We start from the raw sequence: 24,556 nt of genomic DNA, 5'->3' as shown, positions 1-24,556 counted from the left end.
TTTCTTCGCTATTTTTTTCCCTGTGGCCCGCACGCTTTTTCCCTTCTGCGTATATACTGAACTATGAGAGGGGGTGCGGCGGAGATGTGGTGTGGCCGCGGCGGTGGAGGCTGGCTGGGCGTATGCGCGGTGGCGCTGGGCGTGGGAATTTTGATCGCGGTGATCTTTCCGACGGGATGTCTGCTGTTTCTCGTCGCCTTCCTTTTGATCGCCTGCGGAAGCGCCTGCTTGCGGCGCTGATACGATGCTAATATGAAAAAAGGGGTGCATTTTTTATGAAAATCGTCGTTTGGAAGTCGCCCAAAGCGCTGTGCGGTCTGCTGCGCCGGTTGTTTGGGATCAAGGAATAACCGCCCGTTTCCCGGCATAGGATACGCCAGAATCACAATGGCCGGGAAAGGATGGTCTGAATGGAACTGGAATTGAAAAAAGCCCGCTTCGACGCCTATGATGTGGGCGGCGAGCTGACGCTGACGCAGGAGGAGACGGCAGAGACGATTGTGCCGGATTACTGTCCCGACATCGCCCGCATCATCGACACGGAGGGTAAGGTTTATCTCCACAGCCGAGAGCTGCGGGAAGGCAAGGCAGAAGTCTCCGGCACTGTGCGGGTTACGGTGCTCTATACTCCGGATGGGGAGAGCGGTGTCCGCACGCTGGATTTTGCCATGCCCTTTTCCGCCGAGTCGGACGCTAAGGCCATGCCGGATTGCGTGGCACTTTTGGCGGAGACAGAGCCGGAATTTCTGGAGACGCGGGCACTAAACCCCCGCAAGGTCTTTACCCATTGCAAGCTGGTGACTCGTCTTACCGGCTACCGCCGCGCGGCAACAGAGTTTTGTACGGACGCAGAGGCGGAGGCGCCGCTGTGCATCGAAAAGCGGCAGGAGGTCCAGCATACCACCGCCCTGACACATATTATTGAGAAGGACTTTACATTTTCCGATGAGTTGGACCTGTCTCCGGGCAAAGACGGCGCTGCCGAAATCCTGTCCAGCCGGGTATCCAGCTCCGTGACAGAGACAAAAATCGTGGGCAGTAAGCTGATTTTGAAGGGCCTTTTCACGGTGGCCCTACTGTACCGTTCCCCGGAGGGAAAGTGCTGCTCTTCCTCCGGTGAGCTTCCATTTTCTCAGATTATGGAGGTGGATGGGGCCGCCGAAGGCTCCGTTGCCACGGTTCGGCTCCAACTTACCGGAACCGACATCCAGGTAGACGGAGATCACGACAACCGGAAGATTGCCGTGACACTCTATCTTCATGCCGCGGCGCTGCTGCGTCAGGAACAGGACGTGACGCTGCTGTGCGATCTGTACAGCACGGCCTATGATCTGAATTTCGACGCCCAACCTCTGCAATTCTGCGATTTTGCGGAGACACTGACCCGCCGTCAAACAGTGCGGGAGGTGCTGGAGATCGGCGTAGTGGCGGATTCCATCCTTTCTCTTTCCGCCATTCCCGGTGCGGTATCCGTCAATCGAGAGGGCGGCAGCATCACGCTGCGCACTGCAGTCGCTATTCGTGCGCTGTATCTGGATGAAGGCGGCGCAGCACTGGTGGCGGAGCGGAGCATCGACGTGAGCTGCCAGTTGGAACTGCCGGAGGAGTGCCGCGTTTCCGCCCATGCCTTCTGCGCAGAGGAAGCGCAGGGAAGTCTGGGCGACCGGGGTATCGAGGTTCGCTTCCCGGTGGAATTCCGGGCAGAGGCCGTTTCCCGGAAAAAGCGGGTGTGCGTCTGCGGCGCAAAGGTCAACAGCGACACACCCAAGGATCTCACCGGCGCACCGTCTCTTGTGCTGCGGTGCAAGGGAAAGCAGGAGACGCTGTGGGATCTGGCAAAGCGGTATAACACCACCATTTCCACCATCCTCGCTGCAAATGAACTGGAAGGGGAGGATGGCGCGTCGGAGGATAAGCTGCTGCTGATTCCCCGAAAGCGGGCGTAACACAGTCAAAAAACAAGGAGCGTTCCGGCATCGCCGGAACGCTCCTTGTTCTTATGGTCAAACGACATGCGCTCCTGCGTGTGGAGACGAGGCGTTAGTTAGAAAACCGGGATAGGAACTGCTTTGTACGCTCCTCCTTTGGATCGCCAATGACACTTTTAGGGTCGCCTTGCTCCACGATGACGCCGCCATCCATGAAGATCACACGGTCTGCCACATCCCGGGCAAACGCCATCTCATGGGTCACAATTACCATGGTCATTTTTTCTTCGGCCAGCTGCCGGATGACCTTTAGAATCTCGCCGGTCAGCTCCGGGTCCAGCGCGGAGGTGGGTTCGTCGAAAAACAGAATTTCCGGTTTCATGGCCAGCGCACGGGCGATGGCAACCCGCTGCTGCTGCCCACCGGAGAGCTGGCAGGGGTAGCAGTTCGCCTTGTCGGAAAGGCCCATCTTCATCAACAGGTCCCGCGCCGCGGCCTCCGCCTCCGTCTTGTTTCGGCCCGCCACGCTGATGGGTGCGTCTATCAGATTTTTCAGGACGGTGTAATGGGGAAAGAGATTAAAATTCTGGAAGACCAGACCAAAATAGCTGCGAATTTTCTTTAAATCCTTGGCGTAGACTGTTTTGCCGTTTTCATCGTTCCATGCGGCTCTTTCCCCGGAGTAAGACAGCTCACCGCCATCCATCTCCGTCAACAAAGTGGCGCAGCGCAGCAGAGTGGACTTTCCGGAGCCGGAGGGGCCGATGATGGCCACAACCTCGCCCTTGTCCACTTCGATGGAAATGTCTTTCAAAACCTCTGGTGCGCCGGCAAAAGATTTGCGGACGTTGTTTAGTTCCATAACTTTCATTTCCGACGCCTCCTCAGTCATAATAATTCATGCGCTTTTCGATGCGTTCCATGATCCAAGCCACCACGCTGTTGAAAAGGAAGTAAAACACTCCCGCCACGAACAGAGGCATCACGGTGGTTTTGGCGGCGGAAATCTGCTTTGCAATGGTAAACAGCTCCTGATAGGCAATGACAAATGCAAGGGACGTGTCCTTCACCAGTGTGATCACTTCGTTGGTGACGGAGGGGAGGACCCGCTTTACCATCTGCGGCAGGATGATCTTAAAAAAGGTTTGGCTCCGGCTGTACCCCAGTACCTGCGCCGCTTCATACTGCCCCTGCGGAATAGACTGGATGCCGGAGCGGTAAATCTCAGCGAAGTAGGCGGCGTAGTTAACAGAGAACGCGATCACCGCTGCCAGCAGCCGGGAGTATCCGGAAAGGCTGACGTGGAATACGTAATACGGCCCAAAATACACCACCATCATCTGAAGCATCAGCGGTGTGCCCCGAAGGATGGAGATAAAGAGTTTGACGATTAACTGCACGGGCCGAAAATTTCTCAGCGCAAGCACGAGTTTGCCGTTTGCTTTTCCGGCGAGTTCCTGTTCTGTTCCCAGATGGCGCAGAGGCGCCCAAGAAGACATCCGTCCCAGCGCCACCAGAAGACCCAGCGGCAGGGAAAATACCAGCGTCAACGCAAACAACTGCACGGCGGCCCACAGGCCCACCAGCAGCTGTTGAAGCACACTGCCTAAATCCATTCCCAATTCTCCTTTTCAATCGATGAAAAGGGCGGCGGGGAAGCCCGCCGCCCAAGTATGTAAGCGCTTACTCGCCGTAGCAGATCATACCCGCCAGTTCCGGCGCGTCGTAATTCTTGGCGGCGGCGGTGGCGATCTTTGTAAAGGTGCCGTCAGCCCACATCTCGTCCAGCGTGGCCTTCACCTGATCCGCCAGCTCCGTGTTGCCCTTTTTGAAGCCGATGCCGTATTGCTCCGTAGAAAGAGGCTTTTCCAGCATCACAAACTTGTCGCTGCCTCGAGTTTTCAACTGGTAATTAGCAACGCCGATGTCTACCGCAATGGCGTCGTCCACCCCGGACTCCAGATTCATGAACGCGGTGTTGTAGTCGGGAACCTCATCCAGCGCCGAAAAGGAAGCCGCCAAAGTCAGATTTTCATCGTTGCTGCCGTCGCCGGGGTCATCGGTCAGGGCAGTGAGGGCAGAGGAACCGGACTGGGTGATCACGGGGCGGCCCGCAAGCTCCGACGCATCGGTAATACCGCTGTCGGCGTTTACCACGAACACGATCGAGTTGTTAACGTAGGGTCCTACCCAAGTATAGCTGTCCTCCCGGCCGGTCATTGTGAAGCCGTTCCAAATGCAGTCGATGTTGCCTGCGTCCAGCTCCATGTCCTTGGAGTTCCAGTCGATGGGCTGGCGGACCAGCTCCCAGCCGTTGCGGTCGCAGACCTCCTGTGCCAAGTCCAGATCAAAGCCTACATAGCTGCCGTCGTCGGCCTTGTATCCATAGGGGGGATATTCCGCGTCAAAACCCACGGTGAAGGTGGTGCGTTCCGCGCTGCCGGACGCGGATGCTGCGGCGGTCGAAGACGTGGACCCGGAAGCCGCGCTGGACGAGGGAGCGGAGGTCCCGCAGGCGGCCAAAGAGCCCACGACAGCCGCCGCGCTGAGCAGAGCCAAAATCTTTCTTCTATTCATCTTAAATCCTCCAAAACTGAGGGCATTGCCCTCTGATTTAATGCACTATCAGTTTACCATGATAAATTAATCCTGTAAATATTGCATATCGTTAATTTTTTTCTGGAAGAGCTGTACCCCTTTGTGTACTGTCTACAAAAAAATGGGGATCAGAAGGTCCCGCAAATCTTTCCGACCCTAGGCCCAGCTGGAATAGGCGGTATTTTACAATGCTGATTTTCCGAAGACCCAGCCTGTCATACTTGGCAGGAATCGGACATAGAGTGGGAACAGGATTGCAAGAAGGACGGGGGATGCTATGAATACGACCATCTATCAAAATATTGCCACCCGGACCGCCGGTGATATTTACATCGGCGTGGTAGGCCCGGTACGCACGGGAAAATCCACCTTTATCAAACGGTTTATGGAGACGCAGGTGATCCCCAACATCGAAAACGTCTACCGCCGGGAACGGGCCAGAGACGAGCTGCCCCAAAGCGGCTCTGGACGGACCATCATGACGGCGGAGCCAAAATTTGTGCCGGAGGAGGCCGTTCAGGTTCAGCTGCCTGATGGGGCGGCGTTCTCCGTGCGGCTGATCGACTGTGTGGGGTACATGGTCCGAGGGGCCATCGGTTCCACGGAAGACGACCAGCCTCGAATGGTGACTACCCCATGGTATGACCATGAAATTCCCATGACGGAGGCGGCGGAGATTGGCACCCGCAAGGTTATCGCAGAACACTCCACCATCGGGATCGTCGTCACCACGGATGGGTCCATCGCGGACATTCCCCGAGAGGACTATCTGGAGGCGGAGGAGCGAGTTATCCGGGAATTGCAGGAGCTGGGAAAGCCCTTCATTGTCCTGCTGAACTCTGACGCACCCAAATCCGAACGGGCGCAGGCAGTGGCAAAGGATGTTGCCTCTCGATACAGCGTCAACTGCATCGCGGTGAACTGCTTGGAACTGGACGAGGCGGCAGTGGCGGATATCCTCAAGGCTGTACTGTACGAGTTTCCCATGCAGGAATTGGACCTGTTCCTGCCCGCATGGGTGGATGCGCTTCCGGCGGATCATCCCATCAAGGCGGGGCTGTACGGCGCGGTTCGAGAGGGAACGGCGGCGCTGCACCACATCCGGGAGATCGACAGCGTAATCACCGCGCTGGGCCAGCGGGAGAGCATCAGCGCCGCCAAACTCACCGGTATTGACCTTGGAACAGGTGTGGCCACAGCGGAATTGCGCCTGCCCAGAGAGCTGTTCTATCAGACGCTTTCCGAGCAGTCCGGCTTTACGGTTGGAGACGACGGGGATCTGATGAGCCTTTTGACCCGCCTTGCCACGGTGAAAGCGGAGTATGACAAGGTGGCCGGAGCGTTGCATGACGTTCGGGAGACGGGCTATGGCATTGTGGTTCCCGGCATCGACGAGCTGCAATTGGAGGAACCGGAAATCATGAAGCAGGGAGGCCGGTACGGCGTTCGCCTAAAGGCCAGCGCTCCCAGTATCCATATGATTCGCGCCGACATCGAAACTGCCGTCAGCCCCATCGTGGGCAACGAGAAGCAGTCCGAGGACATGGTGAACTACCTGCTGCAAGAGTTTGAGGGGGATACCAGCAAAATCTGGCAGTCCAACATCTTCGGCCGCAGCTTCCATGAGCTGGTCAGCGAGGACTTGCAAAACAAGCTCCAGCGGATGCCGGACGATGCCCGAAAGAAGCTGCAGGAGACTTTGACCCGCATTATCAATGAGGGCAGCGGGGGACTGATCTGTATCATTCTGTAATCTGATGATCCGGCGGAGGCCTTTTGGGCATCCGCCGGATTTCTGTCTGTTAAAACGGCACTAAAGTCTGCATCCCATCATGCAGTTTCCCTTGCAAGCCGGGGCGGGACGTGATACCATAGAACCATCAGACAGGAGGGGGCCGCGCTATGCTTTTGGCAATTGATATTGGAAATTCCACCACATCCGTGGGATTGTTTGGTCTGGACAGAGAGCTGAAGTTTTTGGCTACGCTGGATACGGATAGCCGCAGAACCGCGGACCAGTTCAGCATTGATCTGATGAACGTATTTGCGCTGTATCACTACGATCTCAAGGACGTCAGCGGGGCTATCGTGTGCAGTGTGGTTCCGCCGCTGAATTTTATGCTGGAAAAGGCGGTGGGTCGGCTCTTGGGAAAGCCCCCCATGGTGGTTGGCCCCGGCGTGAAAACCGGGCTCAACATCCGCATGGACTTTCAGACGCAGATGGGAGCCGATATCGTGGCAGATGCGGTAGCCGCACTGGAAAAATTTACGGCACCCATTGTCACCATCGACATGGGGACCGCCACCACCATAGGAGTGATTTCCCACGACCGCACCTATGAGGGAGGACTGTTGCTGCCGGGGGTGAACGTCTCTCTGGAGGCACTGAGCCGCAGAGCCGCGCAGCTGCCCGCCATCTCCCTTCAGCACCCCAAAACGCTGATTGGCAAGAATACAGAGGACTGTATGCGCTCCGGCATCATCTACGGTACTGCCGGGATGCTGGACGGCGTTTTGGACCGCATCCGGGAGGAATTTCCCGGAAAGACCGTCAATGTGGTGGCCACCGGCGGCAGCGCACCGGTGATCGTGAAATACTGCCGGAACAAGATCGTCTACGACAAGTATCTGTTGATGGACGGACTGTGGGCCATCTATCAGAAGAACCAGTAATCGGTAAATCAAAAAAAGCATGCGCGGGAAATTTTACCCGCGCATGCTTGCTGTTTTTTACCGGAGTTTATTTTGCCAGAACCTTCTTGAGCTTTGCGAACCGGGGCAGGGAATCCTGCTTCGGCAGCTTCGGTTCGCCCTGAACCAGCGGTAGCACGTAGTCAACGAAGGCTTTCTCCACGCCGTTGCCACGCTGATTGATCCACTCCCGGGGAACCTTCTTCTCCGTATTGGCAACGTCGGTCAGGTTCAGCAGTTCCGTCTTGCAGACGTAGTGGCCGTCCCGCTCGGTCCGGGTAAAGCCCACCATCTTGTCGGTGATGCCGTTGACCGCATTCTCCACGGCGGCTTTACCGGCCATAAAGGACTCCTCAATGTCGGTTTCAGAGGCCAGATGCGCGCCGCAGCGCTGGAGCAGGCTCAGTTCGATGCCCCGGACCTTGGCCCCGGTCTTTTGCTTCACCGTCTCCGCCAGCATAGCGGCAAGGCCGCCCAACTGGGCGTGACCGAAGCCGTCGGTGGAAGAGGTCTTTGCCTCGGAGACGAAGGTGCCGTCCGCGTAGTGGATGCCCTCAGACACGGCCACCATGCAGTTGCCCTTCTCCTTATAGGTGCGATCCACGTCCTCCAAAAATTCTTCCATGTTAAAGTCAGTCTCAGGGAGGTAGATCAGGTCGGGGCCAGCGCCGTAAGCGGTGGCAAGACCCGCGGCACCGGCCAGCCAGCCCGCGTGGCGGCCCATAATTTCAATTACGCACACCATGCCGGTGTCGTACACCCGGGCGTCCTGATAGACCTCCATGCAGCTGGTTGCAATATACTTGGCGGCGGAGGCGAAGCCGGGGCAGTGATCCGTGCCGAACAGGTCGTTGTCGATGGTCTTGGGCACACCCATCACGCGGCACTCGTAGCCGACCTTCTGCATATACTTGGAGATTTTATTGCAGGTATCCATAGAGTCGTTGCCGCCGTTATAGAAGAAATAACGCACGTCATACTTCTTGAAAATCTCCAGAATCCGCTTATAATCGGTGTCGTCCACATCGGGGTCCGCGATCTTATAACGGCAGGAACCGAGAGCGGAGGAGGGGGTGTACTTCAGAAGCTCCAGCTCCTTGGGGTCCTCCTTGCTCATGTCGAACAGACGGTCGTTCAAAACGCCCTTGATTCCGTGCTCCGCGCCGTAGACAGCGGTAATGCTGGAAGATTTCAACGCGGTGGCGATCACGCCATACGCGCTGGCGTTAATAACGGAAGTGGGGCCGCCGGACTGGCCCAGAATGCAGGCGCCTTTCAGTTCACTCATGGATTGTTCCTCCTGATTTGTATCCCGGAAAAACCGGGCTTGATTTTGTGCACATCAGCAAAAATATCTTACCATGATAAAATGTGATTGTAAATACTTGCAATTTAATTTTTTTGTGATATTATCATAAAAGAAAATCGTTTTCCTCCGTTTTTATTGCCACTGTAACGGATTTCTTTGCCAGAGCGATAATTCAGGCGTTCAAGCAGCGCCGATCGGTGAGGAAAACTGATAATTTTAACAGGAGATGATTGATATGCCACTGGTCACATCAACCGAAATGTTCAAGAAAGCCTATGATGGCGGCTACGCCATCGGCGCGTTTAATGTCAACAATATGGAGATTGTTCAGGGTATCACCGAAGCCGCCCGCGATCTCAGCGCTCCTCTGATCCTTCAGGTGTCCAAGGGCGCCCGGGCCTATGCAAACCACACCTATCTTTTGAAGCTGGTTGAGGCCGCAGTCATTGAGTGCCCCAACGTTCCCATTGTGCTCCATCTGGACCACGGCCCCGATTTTGAGACTTGCAAGAGCTGCATTGACGGCGGCTTTACCTCCGTCATGATTGACGCTTCCGGCAAGCCCTTTGCCGAGAACGTGGAAATCACCAAGAAGGTCGTTGAGTATGCGCATGACCACGGTGTGGTGGTCGAGGCGGAGCTTGGCACCTTGGCCGGCGTAGAAGACGACGTGAAGGTCAGTGCTGAGGATTCCTCCTACACCCGCCCCGAAGAAGTTGAGGAGTTTGTCTCCAAGACCGGCTGCGACTCTTTGGCCATCGCCATTGGCACTTCTCATGGCGCTTACAAATTCAAGCCCGAGCAGTGCACCCGCAATGCGGACGGTCTTCTGGTGCCGCCCCCCCTGCGCTTTGACGTGCTGGAAGATGTCTCCAAGCGTCTGCCCGGGTTCCCCATCGTGCTCCATGGTTCCTCTTCCGTGCCTCAAAATTTCGTGAAGATCATCAACGAGCACGGCGGTAAGATGCCCAACGCTATCGGCGTACCCGAGGAGGAACTGCGCCATGCCGCCGAGCTGTCTGTCTGCAAGATCAACATCGACTCCGATCTGCGCCTTGCCATGACGGCCTGCATCCGTGAGCACTTTGCGGAGTTTCCTGCCCACTTCGATCCCCGTGAGTATCTCAAACCCGCCCGTCAGGCCATCAAAGAGATGGTCTCCCACAAGATCGTGAACGTTCTGGGCTGCGACCACAAGGCATAAGCCGTTTTTCGCGTTGTCTGACGGCCGACGAGATTGTAACGGCAAAATTGGTTAATATCTAAAAAACAGCCAACCCACAAACTTTTTGGTTTGTGGGTTGGCTTTCTTATGGGGATTATTCCGTTAGTCTCGGACAAACACTTTTGGTTTATTTTTTAAAATTTGACTTTGCTTTATGTTTGTGGTATACTGAATTTAACTTCATAAAAAGAACCGTCTTTTGAAGAAGGGCTTTTAGTATTACACCGTTTGGTGCTATATGAAAAGCCCTTCTTTTCTTTTTATATCCAACGGCAGAAATTTGCAGCCCATTTTGCAAATTAAGCATAAATCAATCTGACAGGAGGAACATACGATGAACACAATCACTGTAGAGAAGAGAGATTTCTCTGTAAAGGCAAAACACCTGAGACGGAATGGTCATATTCCCGGCAGTGTTTTTGGCGGTCCCTTGAAGGAGTCCATCTCCCTTCAGATCGATGAATCCACTGCACGGCAGCTGGTACGCCACAAACGGGAAGGAAGCAAGCTCAAACTTGAACTGGACGGGAAGGTAATCCCGGTGCAGATTCGAGAAAAATCAATTGATAATCTGAACAACGAGATCCTCCACTTCCGTTTTCAGGCATTAGCACCCAATCAGCTCGTTAGTAGCGTCATCCATATCATCTTAAAAAACATGGAAAAGGTAACAGCGTCTCTGGAAAGGATGGTTTCCGAAATCCCATACACATCTTTACCGGAGGACATGATCGACACAATTACAATTGATGTGGATGGAATGCCCGTAGGCAGCGTTTTAACCGTGGGGGATATTCCTGAACTCAACAATGAGAAAATAGACTTGAAAATCGACAAGGATGAGATCATTCTGCGGATCAAGGATGCAAAACGTATCGGCGCTTCCACAGTAGAGCAGGCAGCTGAGTAATTGCAGATGATTCTTTTGTAACGATATTGGCTGTTAAAAGTCTGCGCTGCTCTTACTTGCTTTTTAGTTTGAGCGGTGCAGGCTTTCCTTTTTATAATTATTCTGAATGGAGGGGAAAAAATGCAATTGGTTGGGCAAGCGGTAAAGCATATTTCTTTTGGGAAAGGGATAGTGACCGGCCTTTCCAGCGATGGCACTATCATTTCTATTCTCTTTTCAAAGGGAGAAAAGCGTTTCTTCTACCCAGAAGCGTTTGTCCGTTATCTGACCTTGAAGGACGCTGAAAAGCAAAAAAAGATCACTGCCAAATATAATCAGCAGCTTCAGGCAGAGGAAGCAAACTGGAAAGCGGAATGTGAGGAGCAGGAACGGCGCAGGCAATTGAAAAATATAAAAATTCTACCAAACTCTCAAGCGGCTTTTCATGTCTCGATTGATGACTTTAATGAAATCTTTGAAAGTGGAGTGATCTCAACCGGCTGTTATTTAAGTGGACATTCCAAAGGAGAGCCACGAATTCCAAACAGACTAAAACCAAATTCCGGGTGTCTGCTGACGGGAATTCCCAAAGGTGGGCAGGAAAAAGACAGGCTCATATTGGGCGCCTTTATGGTTGCCGAGGACTTCTTAGGGGAGTATTGCCACGACGGATTTGTAAACGTGCATGAAACATACAGGATTCTATTGCCTTTAAAGTTTGCTTTACCCTATTGGGACTATTTTGAAAATGACGGGGTATTTCCGCGCTGGGGAAACATTCCGTTTAAATACTTTTCAAATAGCATTATGCAGCAGGTTCTGCTTCAAATTACGAGCCTGTTCGCAGAAACCGAAAAAGAAGAAATTGCAACTGCATTCTATCAGTATTTTTGCAGGATCAACCACTTATCAGTTAGTTAGACAAAGGAAGCGGAATTTCTGCAATTTACCGTTTCCAGTCTCTGAAAATAGCATGGAGATTTAACTTTAGGGGGAAATCAGTATTTGAATATTTTTGAATGGCCTGAGTTCAATTGCGTGTTATTCCGTGAGATCAACGGCCTTTCTATAACGCTGCGAATCGTTCTCGCCTTGCTCGTGGGAGGTATCCTTGGCACAGAGCGTGGTTTGCGAAATCGTCCCGCCGGTTTTATGACCTATGTACTGGTTTGTATCGGTTCAACCATAATCATGCTGACAAATCAATATATATCAACTATTTACCCCGAAACCGACCCTACGCGTCTTGCTGCGCAGGTAGTCAGCGGAATTGGCTTTCTGGGTGCTGGAACAATCATTGTAACCCGGAATGATGAGGTGCGCGGCCTTACTACAGCGGCGGGACTTTGGTTGGCGGCAGGGCTGGGGCTGGCGATTGGAGTTGGATTCTATATGGGAGCCGTGATTGGTTTTGGTTTCTCATTATTTGCTCTTGTAAGTTTGAAAAAAGTAGATATCTACATCAAGCAGCACGCCAAGACCATGGATATTTATTTGGAATACAATTCCTCATTTTCTCTGCGCAGACTGTCTGAATATACGCAAGAGCAACATTTTGAACTGTTTGATATGCAAAGAGGGAATGTAAAAACGCTGAATCAGGAGCTAGGAACTTTGATCTTCTCCATTGGTCTTACTCAAAAACTGAATCATAACGATATCCTTGATAATCTCTATGCACTGGACGGTGTAGAATACATACGAGAAATAGCCTGATATACTTGAAAAGGTAGGAGGTTCAAATGCCCGACGATTACTCTGTACCTATAAACCAAACGGACACTGCCGCTACGAGTGCTGTGCAGCATTATTTGAAGCAAGCGAGTGCGTCACCTTTGCTTGACCAGGAAGAAGAACGCCAGCTTGCGATTCGTTCATCCAATGGAGATCAAAACGCAAAAGAAAAGCTGATCTGTTCAAATCTGCGCCTCGTCGTCAGCTTGGCAAAGAAACATACATCGTATACGCAGTCAATGACCTTTCTGGATCTCATACAGGAGGGGAATCTGGGTCTGATGAAAGCTGTGGAGCGTTATGACTATACTCTGGGGTTTCGTTTCTCTACTTATGCAACATGGTGGATTCGACAGGCGATTACAAGAAGCATAGCCGATCAGGACAAGACGGTACGACTGCCCGTGCATTTCAACGAAGACCTTCGGAAAATCAATAAAGCTGCACAGGAAGTTTATCAGCAGAAAGAAACGGTTACTGAAAAAGATTTATCTGAAGCCACGGGTCTTTCCATTGAGAAAGTGGAGCAGTTGATGCAAAATTCTGCACCAACAGTTTCACTGGAAACCCCTGTTGGTGGTGATGAGTCTACTATGTTAGGAGACTTTATCGAAGACTCCACTATCGCTTCTCCGGAAGAAGAAGTAATAGAAACTATGATGCGTCAGGAAATTAACAAGCAACTCTCCTATTTGCAACCACGAGAGCAAATGGTCCTCAATATGAGGTTCGGATTAAATGGATATGAACCCCATACACTAGAAGAGATTGGCAACTATATTGGTGTTACCAGAGAGCGGATTCGTCAAATAGAGGCAAGAGCGCTGCGCAGACTTCGGCATCCGAGCCGAAGCAAGTATTTGCGCGAATTTGTATAATTACGCCGCAAACCACCCTCTACTGCAAAATGCAAGTAGAGGGTGGTTTCTATTATCGCTCTTTCTTCGAAAGAAAGCATCGCCATCCCGGTCCTTATGCTCACACGTCCGCCCCTTTTGGCATACTCTGAAGAGAGGGAAGGGGGGCCTATTATGAAATTTTTGCAGGATTATGACCGCCGGGCGGCTGTGCAGTATGCCCATCGGTGGGCCTTTGGTCGAAATCCGGATTTTTACGACTATGAGAACTTGGGCGGCGACTGCACCAATTTCGCGTCCCAGTGTGTCTTCGCCGGGTCCGGCATCATGAACTTCCTGCCGACCTTTGGCTGGTATTACATTGATGCGAATCAAAAATCCCCGTCTTGGACGGGAGTGGAGTATTTCTTCAATTTTCTCGTCCGTTCCCAGCCCTCCGTGGGGCCGGTTGGACGGGAGTGTACCCTGCAGGAGATTCGCCCCGGCGACGTAATCCAGCTCTCTTTTAAAGGGGACGTCTACCAGCACACGCCGGTAGTGGTTGCGGCTTGGCCGCCGTTTAGACCGGAGAACATTCTGGTGGCTGCCCACAGCTACGATGCAGATAACCGGCCTCTTTCCAGTTATGAATACCGCATGATTCGCCCCATCCAGATCATCGGCGTCACTCGGCCCTAAAGTCTTGAATTGAGATTTTAACGGTGTTATACTAAAAAAGTCTTCGACCGGCTTTTGATGCTGAGGTGCTGAAAGCGGCCGAATTTATCAGTTATTTTTACAGAAGAAAGGCGAAAGCAATGAAAAAATTATGCGCGGGGGTTCTGGCTGCAGCGTTGGCGGCATCCCTAACTGTCCCAGCGGCGGCAGTCGTCTCCTTTACCGACATTCCATCTGGAAGCTCTCTGACGGGTGCTGTGCAAAAGGCCGTGGATTACGGCCTGATGAGCGGTTACAGTGCCAGTACCTTCGGGTACTCCGACTCCATGACCCGGGGGCAGTTTGCAGCTGTACTGGCGCGAATGATGGGGTGGGGGACGGAGACTCCTGCAACCCCGTCCTTTGCAGACGTACCCGCTTCCCACAGCTGGTATTCCGCGGCGGAGACTGCGGCGGCTCACGATGCGGTAGACGGGGGAAAGAACTTCCGTCCGGACGACGCCATCACCCGGGCGGAGATGTCCGAGATGCTGGTGCGTGCGCTGGGGCTGAAGGGGGCCGCCGCCAACGAGGAAAAGCAGGCGGCCCTGCCATTCACGGATGTAACGGCGGGAAAGGGGTATGTGGCCGTGGCCTATCAGATAGGCATGACCACCGGCACCAGCGCCACCACGTTTGCACCCTCAGCCTCCGCCACTCGGGCGCAGGCAGCCGCCATGCTGGTACGCATCTATGAAAAGCTGCACCAGAAGACGGACTTTGTCCATGGATTCTACGCCATCTCTTCTTACAGCCAGATAGGGCTGACGAGCGGGATGGAGGCAGTCAGCGCCGGATGGAGCCGGATGACTTGGGACGGGACATCGGCCCTGCTGTCCACCACCAGCGCAAGCAGCAACGAGTACGCCATACCCAGTGGCTATCAGGATGTGATAAGCTATCTGGAGAGCAACGGTACACCCCTGAACCTCACCGTATTCATGGATGCGGCGGGCGGCGTGAAGGAATTGATTTCCTCCACCAGCGGAAGGGAAGCGGCAGTGACGCAAATCGTCAATGAACTGACGGTTTCCTACAATGCCATTGGAAAGAATCCCTACAACGGCGTGACCATTGATTTTGAGGGTCTGCGCAGCACCCAAAAGGCGGATTACACTGCGTTTCTCACTGCGCTTTCCGGTAAAGTGCATTCCCTTGGCAAGAGCTTATATGTCTGCGTTTCCCCGGCTTTGACTACCGGCAGCTACTACGACGGCTACGATTACCGTGCCATCGGACAACTGGCCGACAAGGTGATCTTGATGGCCTATGACTATGACGCTCGGGACCTGAGCTCCTACGTGGGGACGGAATACCATAAGACCGCCGCTCCGGCCCCCATGGACCAAGTGTATGCGTCTTTACTGGCGATTACCAACGCCAACACCGGTGTGGAGGACGTTTCTAAGATTCTGCTGGGCTACTCCAGCAAGCCGGTGGCTTGGAAAATCGACGCGGCTGGCAAACTGCTCTCCGGCACGCCGGTCTATCCGTCGGCAGAGACCGTTTACCAGCGGCTGGGTCAGGCTGGGACGCAACTGGGCTGGTCGGATGCGTACCAGATGCCCTATGCGACCTACGCCGCAGAGGATGGCAGTCGGTATTTCATGTGGTATCAGGATGGGGATAGCGTGCAGGCATCGTCGAACGCCGCCAAGCTCTTGGGAATTACCGGAGTATCTCTGTGGCGGCTTGGAATCCTGCCGCAAAATCATGGCTGGAACTGGAACAGTCTGCTGAGCTGATTGCGAAAATTAAAGCATTACATATAAAAAGCGCACCGCCGCCGGAAGCCTCCGGCGGCGGTGCGCTTTTTTCAAGGAAGGGGGAAGGCGCAAAAAAGGCGGCCCCGCAAGGCGGGACCGCCGAAGGTCAATCGCTCAGTACAGCACTAGTGGCACTGTAAGTGCGAGCCGTAAGTTCTGTGTCAATTAGCAGCCAAAGCCGAAGCACTTGCTCAGCATCTGGAAGAGAGCGCCGCAGTCAAAACCGCCGTTGGCACCGTTGAAATCGCAGTTGAAATTAGAATTACAAAACATGTACGGAAACCTCCTATATCGAATTTGTCTCGCGAAGACAAGAGTCATTGTAACCGATTTGTTACCGTTTTGCAATGGTAATGTCTTCCTCACGGCAATCTTCAAATCAAGAATCCTGTTTCCGTTGATGCTTAACGTGTGACAAGGGATTTGCCTTTGCGGCAACGCGGAGGGCATCGTTGTCGATATGGGTGTAAATTTCGGTAGTATTCAAATGATCGTGGCCTAAAACCTCCTGCACGGCTTTCACATCCACACCGTTTTGGAGCATCAGTGTGGCGGCGGTGTGGCGGAGTTTGTGCGCGGAGTATTCCGTCGCATCCAGACCGGCATCACCCAGATGTTTTTTCACGAGCGCGTGAACACCGGATCGGCTGATGCGTTTGTTTTGCGCTGACAAGAAAAGAGCGTTCTGATCCCGGCCCACGATGGGCTGCCGCACAGCTTTATATTGGCGCAGGGCATCCTTGCAGGCATCGTTCAGGTAGACGATGCGGACTTTGTTGCCCTTACCGAGAATTCGGAGCGCCTCGTCTTGGATGTCGTTTAAATCCAGCCCTACCAGCTCTGAAATTCGCAGGCCGCAGTTGAGAAACAGCGTCAGAATGCAGTAGTCGCGCTCCCGGTTTTTGCCATCCACAGAGTCTAAAAGCTGGATACTTTCGTCTAAGGTCAGATATTTGGGTAATGTTTTCATGGTTTTTGGGGAGTCAATGTCCTTCACGGGGTTTTCGGAGATCAAATGGACTTTATTCGTTAGATAGTTATAAAAGGAACGCAAAGTCGCAATTTTTCGCGCTCTGGACGCAGCGTTCAGTCCATAATCAGATGCAGAGCTGTTCTGATGCTGTACACGGTCGCGGCTGAGATAGGTCATATAGCCGTAAACATCCGTAAGTGTTACAGATTTAACAAAGTCAAGATCCACGTCCAAGATAGAGATTTCGTCAAGACGCTTGTCCTTTAACGATGGGTCACGAACCTGCTTTATGTAGCGAAAAAAGTTCCGCAGATCCAAAAAATATTCGTCCACAGTCCGCTTGGAGTGGGCTTTGATCGTCTCGTGGTACGCCAAAAAATCCCGCAGGACTGGTGGCGCTTCGGTACGATAATCGTTCAAAAAATCACCTGCAATCGTTTTACAATTTCACATGGAAAAATTTCAGCTGCTGGAGCGGGCTGCAATCAGAGAAGTCATCATAAGGAGGTGTTTAAATCGCTGGAAACCGGTCTGCGGAGTAGATTGCAAAGCTGTGTCTGACGCAAAAGTGCCAAAGCCCACAGTAGATACGGCCGATCCGCGCGTAAAATACTTATGGTGAAATTTTCGCACTGGGATCACTAGACAAAATCAATGCCGACAAAAGATGCAGAACAGAATCTGTAAATGAAGAGCATTATAAAAAACGTACAGAGCCTTAAGATTGTCATGGCAACAAGCACTTGGCTGTACATAGGCGGAAAAACGGCCAAAAACGGCCATTTCGGGGAACTGGTCTACCCCACTTTGAACAAAATTTTTATTTTGTTCAATCTTGCCTGCATTTAAAATCTCCGTTCCCCTGTGGGGTCACGGAGTATCCTTGTAGCAGACAAGATTGTTCGCCCTCCGCCCCGGCGTTCCGCCGGGCTGCGCGCGCTGCGTGTCGTAGCAGCGCATCGGGAGCGCGCCCCGCGCCGCGCTTGGGCCGTGACCGCTCCGGGCAACAAAATAAACGTTATTGTTCCGTTCCGGCAACCGATGGCATGAACCTTTTCCGTCGCCGAACCTAGCTTGCCTCCCTCCTTCCGCGCCGTATTGACCGTGTCAAAACAGCCCTCATTCCTGTGCAGGGTTGTTTTGACACAAGTATAGAACGGCGCTAATCAGTTGTCAACCAAAAATTTCCGTCTCCGCTGCTCGGCGAGGACGTTTTTGCGGTACAGCAGCGCGTCAGCCATCACGTAAATCGCCGTCACGGACGGGCTTGCGTGCTCCATGGCCCGTTGAACACGTCGGATATCGCCGTAGCGCTGCATGAGTTCCACGGCGTAGATTTTGCGGAAACTGTGTGGCGCAACGTTCTGCTCAAGGCGAAACGCCTTGGCTGCGCGCTTCACATCCTTCCAGACAGCCTGTCTGGTCTTGTGATTTCCCGGCTTCGCGCCGGGAAACGCCCACACAGGCCCGGCTTGCTGCCGGACGGCTTCCAGAAGCGGCTTTGTCAGGCCGCAGCGGTGGCGCTTCCCCGTCTTCTTTTCCACCACCCACATGCTGGGCTTCAAGTCCTCTGTGTGTAGTTCCAGCACGTCGGAAATGCGCAGCCCGGTATGTAAAACGGTCTGAATGATGAGCGCGTTTTGCTTCGTAAGCGCGGACAAAACATGGTTTACCTGTTCGTGCAGCAGATATTCTGTGGTCAATTTTGCGTCCTCCTATGTCAATTTTTTTGGGGTCATTTTTTTGGCCCCGTGGACGGGAGCCGCTGGGGCGGGCGGCGCGGCGGCGGCGGTGGACAGTCCAAAAAATGTCAACCCGTCCCCGTTTTCGCAAATTTTCGCGGGCGGCTGGTTGACATCACAGAAACCCTGTGATGTCAACGCCGCAAAGCGGATGTTTGGCAGCTGGGGAACCTCGAAGCGGCGGGCCTCCGGTGCGGCTTCCATGTCTTCGATATTCGCGTCGGTCAGCTGGATTTCCGGCTTACGCAGCGCGCCGCCGGAGTAGTACCAGCGCCCGCCTATCTTCTCCCGCTGCTTGCTGACGTACTTACACACATAGCCGACGGCGGACTGCTTGTTGCCGTACAGCGCGATAGCCGTAGTAAAGCCTAGCGTCCATTGTGGCAGATTATAGACCCTGTGACCGTGTCCATCCTTGTGACGGCTGTCAACGGCCCTCAGAGCGTCGTTAAAGAAGCCGTGGAAGTGGACGGCTCCATCCTTGTGCCGCTCCGGCACAAGGACGTAGGCAAGGCCGTGCCGCCGGACGTGGTTGTCCAGCCAGTTATTCATCTTCCGGGTAATGGCGGTCATGTCGTAGCGGTCTACCTGCCGCGCGTCCAGCGTCAGGGTCACGAACCATGCCCAATCGTTGGACATGGCAATGTCGTGGACGGCAGAGCAGGCGCGCCTCATGGCGCGGTCAAGGTTGTCGGCCTCGTCCGGCTCTGCACCGGACGGCAGCGGGCGCGGTTCGCGCCGTTGTGCCTCCCAGCCGGGTTCCCGAAAAAGCTGGCGATTGCAGCACAAGACCTCCGACGTTCCGTCGGGATAGGTCTTGATTCGACAATTGTGGTAAATTTGGTTTTGAGATGGTGTCATACCTTGCGCGGCAAGGGACGAGGAACTTTCAGGTGGTACAGTCTACCCGTCGCTTCTGACGGAATACTGTCCCTATATCAAGTATGAGGCCCGGCGGTCTACCGGGGGGCTTCCGGGCGCTGCGCGCCCTGCCCCGCTGTGGCGGGGCCGTGGCGGCGTAGCCGCCACGTGTGGGGCTGCGGCCCCACACCCCGAAGGGATGCGTTCGGGCCCCTGCCCCCGCTCCGTCCTGCGGGCCGTCGGGGGGCTTCCCGTCCGCTTGCCCCGTCCTACGGGCCGTGGCAGCTGCGGTATGCGGCGCGGTCGCGGGCAAGCCTGCCCGCGACCCTTTTTGCGTCTGCGGGCGGACTGCGGCCTCGCCCCGCCAGCCCCGCCGTCCTTGGTCTGGCTGTGTGTGGCGGCGTGGTGGCGGCTGGGGCGGCGGTTCGTGGCCTTGCCGCCCTTGCGCGCGCCGCCCGGTGGGGCGGTTGGGCGACAGCCCCCCGCCCCCATACCACAGAGCCACGCCGTGGGGCAAGGGTCGAGCCGGGCGCGTTCCGCGTCCTTGCCCCACGGCGGGTTCTGTGGTGTTAGCGTTGTCCGCGCCGCTGCGCGGCGCTACCCGGCGGGTCCCCCCAGTCGCCCCAAGAGCCGCCCCGCCTCCGCCCCGTGGGCTTGGTCGGGTGGCGCTCCGCGCCCCATGAAGCAATCGCGCCCCGGGGCTTTTTCCCCCTCTCCCCCTCCCGTCCCCCTCCCCCTGTGGGGGTGGGGGAAGCGCAGGGTTTACGCGCTGCGGCGGACGAGGGCTTGACAAACCAATGGGACGGTGCTATTATACTTAATGCAGGGTTAACGAAAGTTAGCTTGAAAGCGTCCAGAGGCTTTGGCCTCTGGGCGCTTTCTTTTTCGCTTGTCCCCGGTTCGGCGGCTCAACATCCATCCGCCGAAAAGGAACAAAACGGGTATTTTGTTCAATCTTGCTTGCATTTAAAATAATTCTACGCATGGTGTAGTAAAGTATCTCTTTTAAAATCGCTTTCTTCTACACCGATCCCCTGCTGAACAATAAAACACAGTTTGTGGGACGAAGCCATTTGGAAAACGGGCAGGCTTGTCCTCAGTCCTCCCGAACGTGCAGTGCATAGTTGTTCCGCACCACGGAATTGATAAATTCGTTCAGGCCATATCCTCACTCCGCCAGAGTCTTCATATACTCCACTGGGCCGGGCCCGGTGCTCTCATAGCTATACAGTATAGATTCCGCCAGTCTTAAAGCGCACCTTGACGTAAGGTTCGCCGTAATCATAGGATGCAATGCCGGACTGCCCGCTCAAATTCAAATATGCGAACATACGTCCCTCCTTCAAGCTGTCCCGATGCGCGTGTCTACCCTTCCCTGCGCGACCCACCGTCTTGCGTGACGGTTCCTTTGCATCAGTCAAACATATGGTATTTCACTCTTCGTCGGACATAAACGGCCCGGTTCCGGTGCATCCTATCTGAAGAATCAATTACTCGGGGACACTCAAAATAAAAGGAAATGGACTGATTTGCATGGGCCTTATTCCCTGTACCTCTCCCTGCATCTACCAGAAAGACGGACTGTGCGATCTGGACTGCGCAGCTGCCGCAGGAGTGCTGCCCGCCGGGGGCGGCTGTGTCCACTTCATCCCTGTTTGCGCATCACTGCCCGCAGAGCCTCCCCAATATTCCGCACCGGAATTAGCTCAAGACCCACCGGAGCAGAAATTGTCTGAGAACGGCGCTCAGGAATCAGGCAGCGCTTAAAACCCAGCCGCTGCACCTCGTTCACCCGCTGGCCAAGCTGGTTGACGCTGCGCAGTTCCCCCGTCAGCCCCACCTCCCCGATGGCCACCAGATCGCTTGGGATCGGCTGGTCCAAATAACTGGATGCCAGTGCCACTGCGGCGGCCAAATCAGCGGCAGGCTCGTCCAGCGACAGTCCGCCAATGATGTTCAGATACGTGTCGCAGGTGGAGAGCTTCAGCCCGCCCCGCTTTTCCAGCACTGCGAGCAGCATAGCCGCCCGGTTGTAATCAAAACCATTACTGGTACGGCGGGGTGTGCCGTAGCTGCTGGGAGCGATCAGGGCCTGAATCTCTGCCAGCACCGGACGAACCCCCTCCATCACACAGGTGACGCAGGTTCCCGGCGCATCCGCCGGACGGCCCGCCAGCAGCATTTCCGAGGGGTTCTCCACCTCATGCAGTCCCGCGTCCTCCATCTCGAAGACACCGATCTCGTTGGTAGCACCAAAACGGTTTTTCGCCGCCCGCAAAATGCGGTAGGAACTGTGCTGGTCGCCTTCGAAGTATAGCACACAATCGACCATATGTTCGAGAACCTTGGGTCCTGCGATAGATCCCTCCTTATTAACGTGGCCGATAACGAACACGGTGATCTCCCGCCCTTTAGCCAGCTGCATCAGCGCCATGGTGCAGTCTTTCACCTGCCCCACGCTTCCGGCGGGAGATTCCAACGCGTCGTTGTAAAGGGTCTGGATGGAATCGATGATAAGAATATCCGGCTGTTCCTCCGCCACAGTCTCCAAAACGTCTCCCAGACAAGTCTCAGAGATCACGAACAGTTGTTCGCTTTCCACGTCCAACCGCTTGGCTCGGAGCTTAAGCTGGTGTTCCGATTCCTCGCCGGATACATACAGCACCTTGGAAAACTCACACAGCTTGCTGCAAATTTGCAGCATTAGCGTGGACTTTCCAATGCCGGGCGCGCCGCCCACCAATACCAGCGACCCTTTGACCGCTCCCCCGCCCAGAACCCGATCCAGTTCTCCCATTCCAGTGGGAAACCGGATTTCGGACGCAGTTTCCAAGTCCGTGACCGGGCGGGCACGGTGAGAATTGCCCGCAGAGGAAATGGCGGCGGTCGCCGCTGCCTTCCCCAGTCCCCGGGACTTTTTTGGCGCGGCTTCCGCCGGACGCTCTACCACCGTGTTCCACGCGCCGCAAGCCGGACACTTTCCCGCCCACTTTGGTGTTTCATTTCCGCACTCCGTGCAGTAAAAAGTTGTTTTTGCCTTCATTTATGGCGTTTCCTCCGTAGAAAAATATCCGGCGACCACCGCTGTAGCCAGCCGCAGCTGATACCCCGGTTCCTGTAAGCGGGCCGTGTCCCCTGTGTTTGAGAGGAACCCACATTCCACGATGATGGCCGGAGCGGTCACATTTTTGGTGAGATAGATGGAATTTGAAATGCGCTTGGGTGTTTTTCCACTCCCGGCATTTACACTCTGATTCAGCCGCTCCTGTGTGGACGCGGCCAGAGTCGAAGCAGGCTCCACCCCGTTATAGAACACCTGTGCACCGTGAGTCTTGGGAGAACCGGGAAGACTGTTTTGATGGATGCTGATGAGAACCGCGTTTGGAAGTCCGTTTACCAGCGCCACCCGATTTTTAAGATCGGATACTTTCTTCTGATGAAGCGTCTGCGCCCCGTCAGAATAGATGGAGATATCCTCTCGCCGGGTCAGCACGGTGTCCTGCCCTAAAAAACGGAGCAGATCGTTTACCCGCAGAGCCACTTGCAAATTCAGCCCGCTCTCCACCGTGCCGTCTCTCGCCACGGCGCCACCGTCCTCTCCGCCGTGGCCGGGATCCACCACCACACACGCGGACTCGCCGCCTGATGCGGACGAGAATGTGGAAATACTTTCGCTTCCCTGCCACAGGATTGCCGCCATCCCGGCCACCGCCGCCAACAGCAGTGCGGAAAAACCCAGATGGGATTTACGTATCAACACGATCATGGCTATCGCCTCCCGTGCAGGATATGACGGACGGCTTTTCCCATATACCCCCTGAGGCGGTGCTTTTGTGTATAGTTTATTATAGCACCGCTTTGTTCCCCCCTGCAAGATGTACCTGCGTAGATTCTCCGGCATACAATGGGAATGAGCGCGCGACGCCGCGCGCGACCTGTGCAATGGAAGGAGTCTAGTTGCAGATGGAAAAACCTGAAATGAATTCCTGCGGCCAGAACGCCGGAAATCTTCCCGGCAAGTGCGCGCCGCTGGCCTTTCCCTATGTCCCGATGCAGGAGCAGGATCCTCCCCGCTATGAAAACGCCTTGGCCCTTCAGACCGGGACGCTGTTTCCGGGGCTGGACCTGCCCTTTAAGGCGGCCATGACCGACCAGTTGAAAACCAACAACACCGCACTGGCGGAGTTGATGGCGTTGGATTTTGCCATTGACGAGTTGGGACTGTATCTCACCACACACGCGAAGGATCAGGAAGTTCTGAACCTCTATTGGTCCTATATCAAGCTCTCCCGAGAGGGTCGGGAGAAGTATCAGAAGATGTACGGCCCCCTGCTTCAGACCGATATTACAGAGGATGGAAAGTACACCTGGCTGAATGACCCGTGGCCCTGGGATGAAGGAGGGAACAGCTGATGTTTGTCTATGAAAAAAAGCTGCAATACCCCGTTAATATTAAAACCACCAATCCAAAGCTTGCGGCGTTGATCATCAGCCAGTACGGTGGTCCGTATTTCACTGAACTGCAAAAATCAGGCTGTGCCGCAGTATCCGGCGCCAAATAAGGTAAAAAAATATCAACGCATTTGTTTTTCAGCGTGTTCAGATCATCTGTGAATGGGGCATACTAAGCCCGGAGGTGATAAAATGGCAAAGAAGGGAATGGCGCGTCCCGACTGGACGCACACGCAGCCCCGCAACGACGTTTTGCCCGTCCCGGTGATTCAGGGCAAGGCCAAGCATGGGAAGGAACACGCAAAGCCGATCATCGGCGGTACGACCGGCCCGGAGCTAAAGGTTTTTCATGAATTGAAGGGCGACGGCTCTGTCGGAGATCCGAATCCCTGATTCTCGCACCCGCCCCGTCACCGGGGCGGTATTCTTTTACTTGACTTTTGGTTTGAAGTAGTGTATTGTAAAGTAATCGCCTAAGGCGAACTAACTTTTAAGAGGTATTACATGTATCAAGACAAAACACTCGTCTGCAAGGACTGCGGTCAGGAATTCCCCTTCACCGCCAGCGAACAGGAATTCTTTGCTGAAAAAGGCTTTACAAACGAACCCCAGCGTTGCAAGTCCTGCCGTATGGCCCGTAAGGGCATGACCTCCAATCGCGGCGACCGCCAGATGTACGATGCAGTCTGTGCGGAATGTGGAAGACCCTGCAAGGTTCCTTTCCAGCCCCGTGATGACCGTCCTGTGTACTGCAGCGATTGTTTCAGCAATAAAAGATAACCTCGTTACCCTTTCGACCGCCCCTCACGGGGCGGTTTTTTCTATTCTCATAGGA

Annotated in this window: 23 protein-coding genes and 1 pseudogene; 15 read left to right on the top strand and 9 right to left on the bottom strand. The window is 54.4% G+C overall.

Translation table 11 applies throughout. The features are described from left to right. Positions 1 to 84: 84 nt before the first annotated feature. Positions 85 to 240: a hypothetical protein gene (locus ON16_RS15925; RefSeq protein WP_162829302.1), complete on the top strand. Its 156-nt coding sequence runs from the start codon at positions 85 to 87 to the stop codon at positions 238 to 240. Between the two features lie 170 nt (positions 241 to 410). Continuing rightward, positions 411 to 1,946 (top strand): DUF3794 and LysM peptidoglycan-binding domain-containing protein, encoded by a 1,536-nt coding sequence (locus tag ON16_RS09355; protein ID WP_040661415.1) that lies wholly within the window; start codon positions 411 to 413, stop codon positions 1,944 to 1,946. A 94-nt stretch (positions 1,947 to 2,040) separates the two neighbouring features. On the opposite strand, the gene ON16_RS09350 is transcribed toward ON16_RS09355, so the two are convergent. The 3 genes from ON16_RS09350 to ON16_RS09340 form a co-directional block, all read right to left on the bottom strand. Continuing rightward, positions 2,041 to 2,799, bottom strand: coding sequence for an amino acid ABC transporter ATP-binding protein (locus ON16_RS09350; protein WP_040661414.1), 759 nt, complete (start codon positions 2,797 to 2,799; stop codon positions 2,041 to 2,043). A 13-nt stretch (positions 2,800 to 2,812) separates the two neighbouring features. Beyond that, positions 2,813 to 3,544 (bottom strand): amino acid ABC transporter permease, encoded by a 732-nt coding sequence (locus ON16_RS09345; protein ID WP_040661412.1) that lies wholly within the window; start codon positions 3,542 to 3,544, stop codon positions 2,813 to 2,815. 67 nt (positions 3,545 to 3,611) lie between these two features. After that, positions 3,612 to 4,505 (bottom strand): amino acid ABC transporter substrate-binding protein, encoded by an 894-nt coding sequence (locus tag ON16_RS09340; RefSeq protein WP_040661410.1) that lies wholly within the window; start codon positions 4,503 to 4,505, stop codon positions 3,612 to 3,614. 298 nt (positions 4,506 to 4,803) lie between these two features. Here ON16_RS09340 and spoIVA point away from each other — a divergent pair, with 298 nt between their 5' ends. Next, the gene (spoIVA, locus tag ON16_RS09335) at positions 4,804 to 6,279 is read left to right on the top strand and encodes a stage IV sporulation protein A (RefSeq protein WP_040661409.1); all 1,476 of its coding nucleotides are present in this window, start codon (positions 4,804 to 4,806) and stop codon (positions 6,277 to 6,279) included. 149 nt (positions 6,280 to 6,428) lie between these two features. Then, positions 6,429 to 7,199 (top strand): type III pantothenate kinase, encoded by a 771-nt coding sequence (locus ON16_RS09330; RefSeq protein WP_040661408.1) that lies wholly within the window; start codon positions 6,429 to 6,431, stop codon positions 7,197 to 7,199. 67 nt (positions 7,200 to 7,266) lie between these two features. On the opposite strand, the gene ON16_RS09325 is transcribed toward ON16_RS09330, so the two are convergent. Further along, complete coding sequence (locus tag ON16_RS09325) at positions 7,267 to 8,505, bottom strand: 6-phosphofructokinase (RefSeq protein ID WP_040661406.1); 1,239 nt, start codon at positions 8,503 to 8,505, stop codon at positions 7,267 to 7,269. A 256-nt stretch (positions 8,506 to 8,761) separates the two neighbouring features. Here ON16_RS09325 and fba point away from each other — a divergent pair, with 256 nt between their 5' ends. The 7 genes from fba to ON16_RS09290 all read left to right on the top strand — a co-directional run bounded on the left by fba (position 8,762) and on the right by ON16_RS09290 (position 15,672). Continuing rightward, entirely contained in the window at positions 8,762 to 9,730 is a 969-nt protein-coding gene (fba, locus tag ON16_RS09320) for a class II fructose-1,6-bisphosphate aldolase (RefSeq protein ID WP_040661405.1), read from the top strand. Positions 9,731 to 10,085: 355 nt separating this feature from the next. After that, entirely contained in the window at positions 10,086 to 10,661 is a 576-nt protein-coding gene (locus ON16_RS09315) for a 5S rRNA E-loop-binding protein (RefSeq protein WP_040661403.1), read from the top strand. Positions 10,662 to 10,781: 120 nt separating this feature from the next. Beyond that, positions 10,782 to 11,561, top strand: a complete 780-nt coding sequence (locus ON16_RS09310; protein ID WP_040661402.1) for a hypothetical protein — start codon at positions 10,782 to 10,784, stop codon at positions 11,559 to 11,561. A gap of 84 nt (positions 11,562 to 11,645) precedes the next feature. Then, positions 11,646 to 12,356, top strand: a complete 711-nt coding sequence (locus tag ON16_RS09305; RefSeq protein ID WP_051131658.1) for an MgtC/SapB family protein — start codon at positions 11,646 to 11,648, stop codon at positions 12,354 to 12,356. Between the two features lie 26 nt (positions 12,357 to 12,382). After that, positions 12,383 to 13,252, top strand: a complete 870-nt coding sequence (locus tag ON16_RS09300) for a sigma-70 family RNA polymerase sigma factor (RefSeq protein WP_040661401.1) — start codon at positions 12,383 to 12,385, stop codon at positions 13,250 to 13,252. A gap of 153 nt (positions 13,253 to 13,405) precedes the next feature. After that, positions 13,406 to 13,909, top strand: coding sequence for an amidase domain-containing protein (locus tag ON16_RS09295; RefSeq protein WP_040661399.1), 504 nt, complete (start codon positions 13,406 to 13,408; stop codon positions 13,907 to 13,909). A gap of 119 nt (positions 13,910 to 14,028) precedes the next feature. Then, complete coding sequence (locus ON16_RS09290) at positions 14,029 to 15,672, top strand: S-layer homology domain-containing protein (protein WP_040661398.1); 1,644 nt, start codon at positions 14,029 to 14,031, stop codon at positions 15,670 to 15,672. Between the two features lie 400 nt (positions 15,673 to 16,072). On the opposite strand, the gene ON16_RS09285 is transcribed toward ON16_RS09290, so the two are convergent. From ON16_RS09285 to ON16_RS09260, 5 genes are all read right to left on the bottom strand, one after another. Next, positions 16,073 to 17,086, bottom strand: coding sequence for a tyrosine recombinase XerC (locus ON16_RS09285; protein WP_040661397.1), 1,014 nt, complete (start codon positions 17,084 to 17,086; stop codon positions 16,073 to 16,075). A gap of 746 nt (positions 17,087 to 17,832) precedes the next feature. Beyond that, positions 17,833 to 18,369: a tyrosine-type recombinase/integrase gene (locus tag ON16_RS09280; protein WP_040661396.1), complete on the bottom strand. Its 537-nt coding sequence runs from the start codon at positions 18,367 to 18,369 to the stop codon at positions 17,833 to 17,835. Between the two features lie 12 nt (positions 18,370 to 18,381). After that, positions 18,382 to 19,269 carry a rolling circle replication-associated protein gene (locus ON16_RS09275; RefSeq protein ID WP_144032077.1) on the bottom strand — a complete coding sequence of 296 codons (888 nt, stop codon included), beginning with the start codon at positions 19,267 to 19,269 and terminating at the stop codon, positions 18,382 to 18,384. 1,645 nt (positions 19,270 to 20,914) lie between these two features. Beyond that, the gene (gene radA, locus ON16_RS09265; RefSeq protein ID WP_040661391.1) at positions 20,915 to 22,312 is read right to left on the bottom strand and encodes a DNA repair protein RadA; all 1,398 of its coding nucleotides are present in this window, start codon (positions 22,310 to 22,312) and stop codon (positions 20,915 to 20,917) included. Then, complete coding sequence (locus ON16_RS09260; RefSeq protein ID WP_040661389.1) at positions 22,313 to 23,035, bottom strand: N-acetylmuramoyl-L-alanine amidase; 723 nt, start codon at positions 23,033 to 23,035, stop codon at positions 22,313 to 22,315. A gap of 197 nt (positions 23,036 to 23,232) precedes the next feature. Here ON16_RS09260 and ON16_RS15045 point away from each other — a divergent pair, with 197 nt between their 5' ends. The 4 genes and pseudogenes from ON16_RS15045 (at position 23,233) to ON16_RS09245 (ending at position 24,501) form a co-directional block, all read left to right on the top strand. Then, the gene (locus tag ON16_RS15045) at positions 23,233 to 23,682 is read left to right on the top strand and encodes a spore coat protein CotJB (protein ID WP_051131657.1); all 450 of its coding nucleotides are present in this window, start codon (positions 23,233 to 23,235) and stop codon (positions 23,680 to 23,682) included. Next, positions 23,682 to 23,777: pseudogene (locus ON16_RS16150) on the top strand (manganese catalase family protein); the annotation flags it as partial. The gene ON16_RS15045 and the pseudogene ON16_RS16150, both read left to right, overlap by 1 nt. 136 nt (positions 23,778 to 23,913) lie before the next feature. Continuing rightward, positions 23,914 to 24,114, top strand: a complete 201-nt coding sequence (locus ON16_RS09250) for a hypothetical protein (RefSeq protein WP_040661388.1) — start codon at positions 23,914 to 23,916, stop codon at positions 24,112 to 24,114. Between the two features lie 111 nt (positions 24,115 to 24,225). Next, complete coding sequence (locus ON16_RS09245; RefSeq protein WP_040661387.1) at positions 24,226 to 24,501, top strand: zinc-ribbon domain containing protein; 276 nt, start codon at positions 24,226 to 24,228, stop codon at positions 24,499 to 24,501. Positions 24,502 to 24,556: the final 55 nt, after the last annotated feature.

It is taken from the genome of Oscillibacter ruminantium GH1 (genome assembly GCF_000307265.1).
Classification (GTDB): Bacteria; Bacillota; Clostridia; order Oscillospirales; family Oscillospiraceae; genus Oscillibacter; species Oscillibacter ruminantium.
Note: the sequence above shows the minus strand (reverse complement) of the source record. Positions and strands in the feature narration are given on the sequence as shown.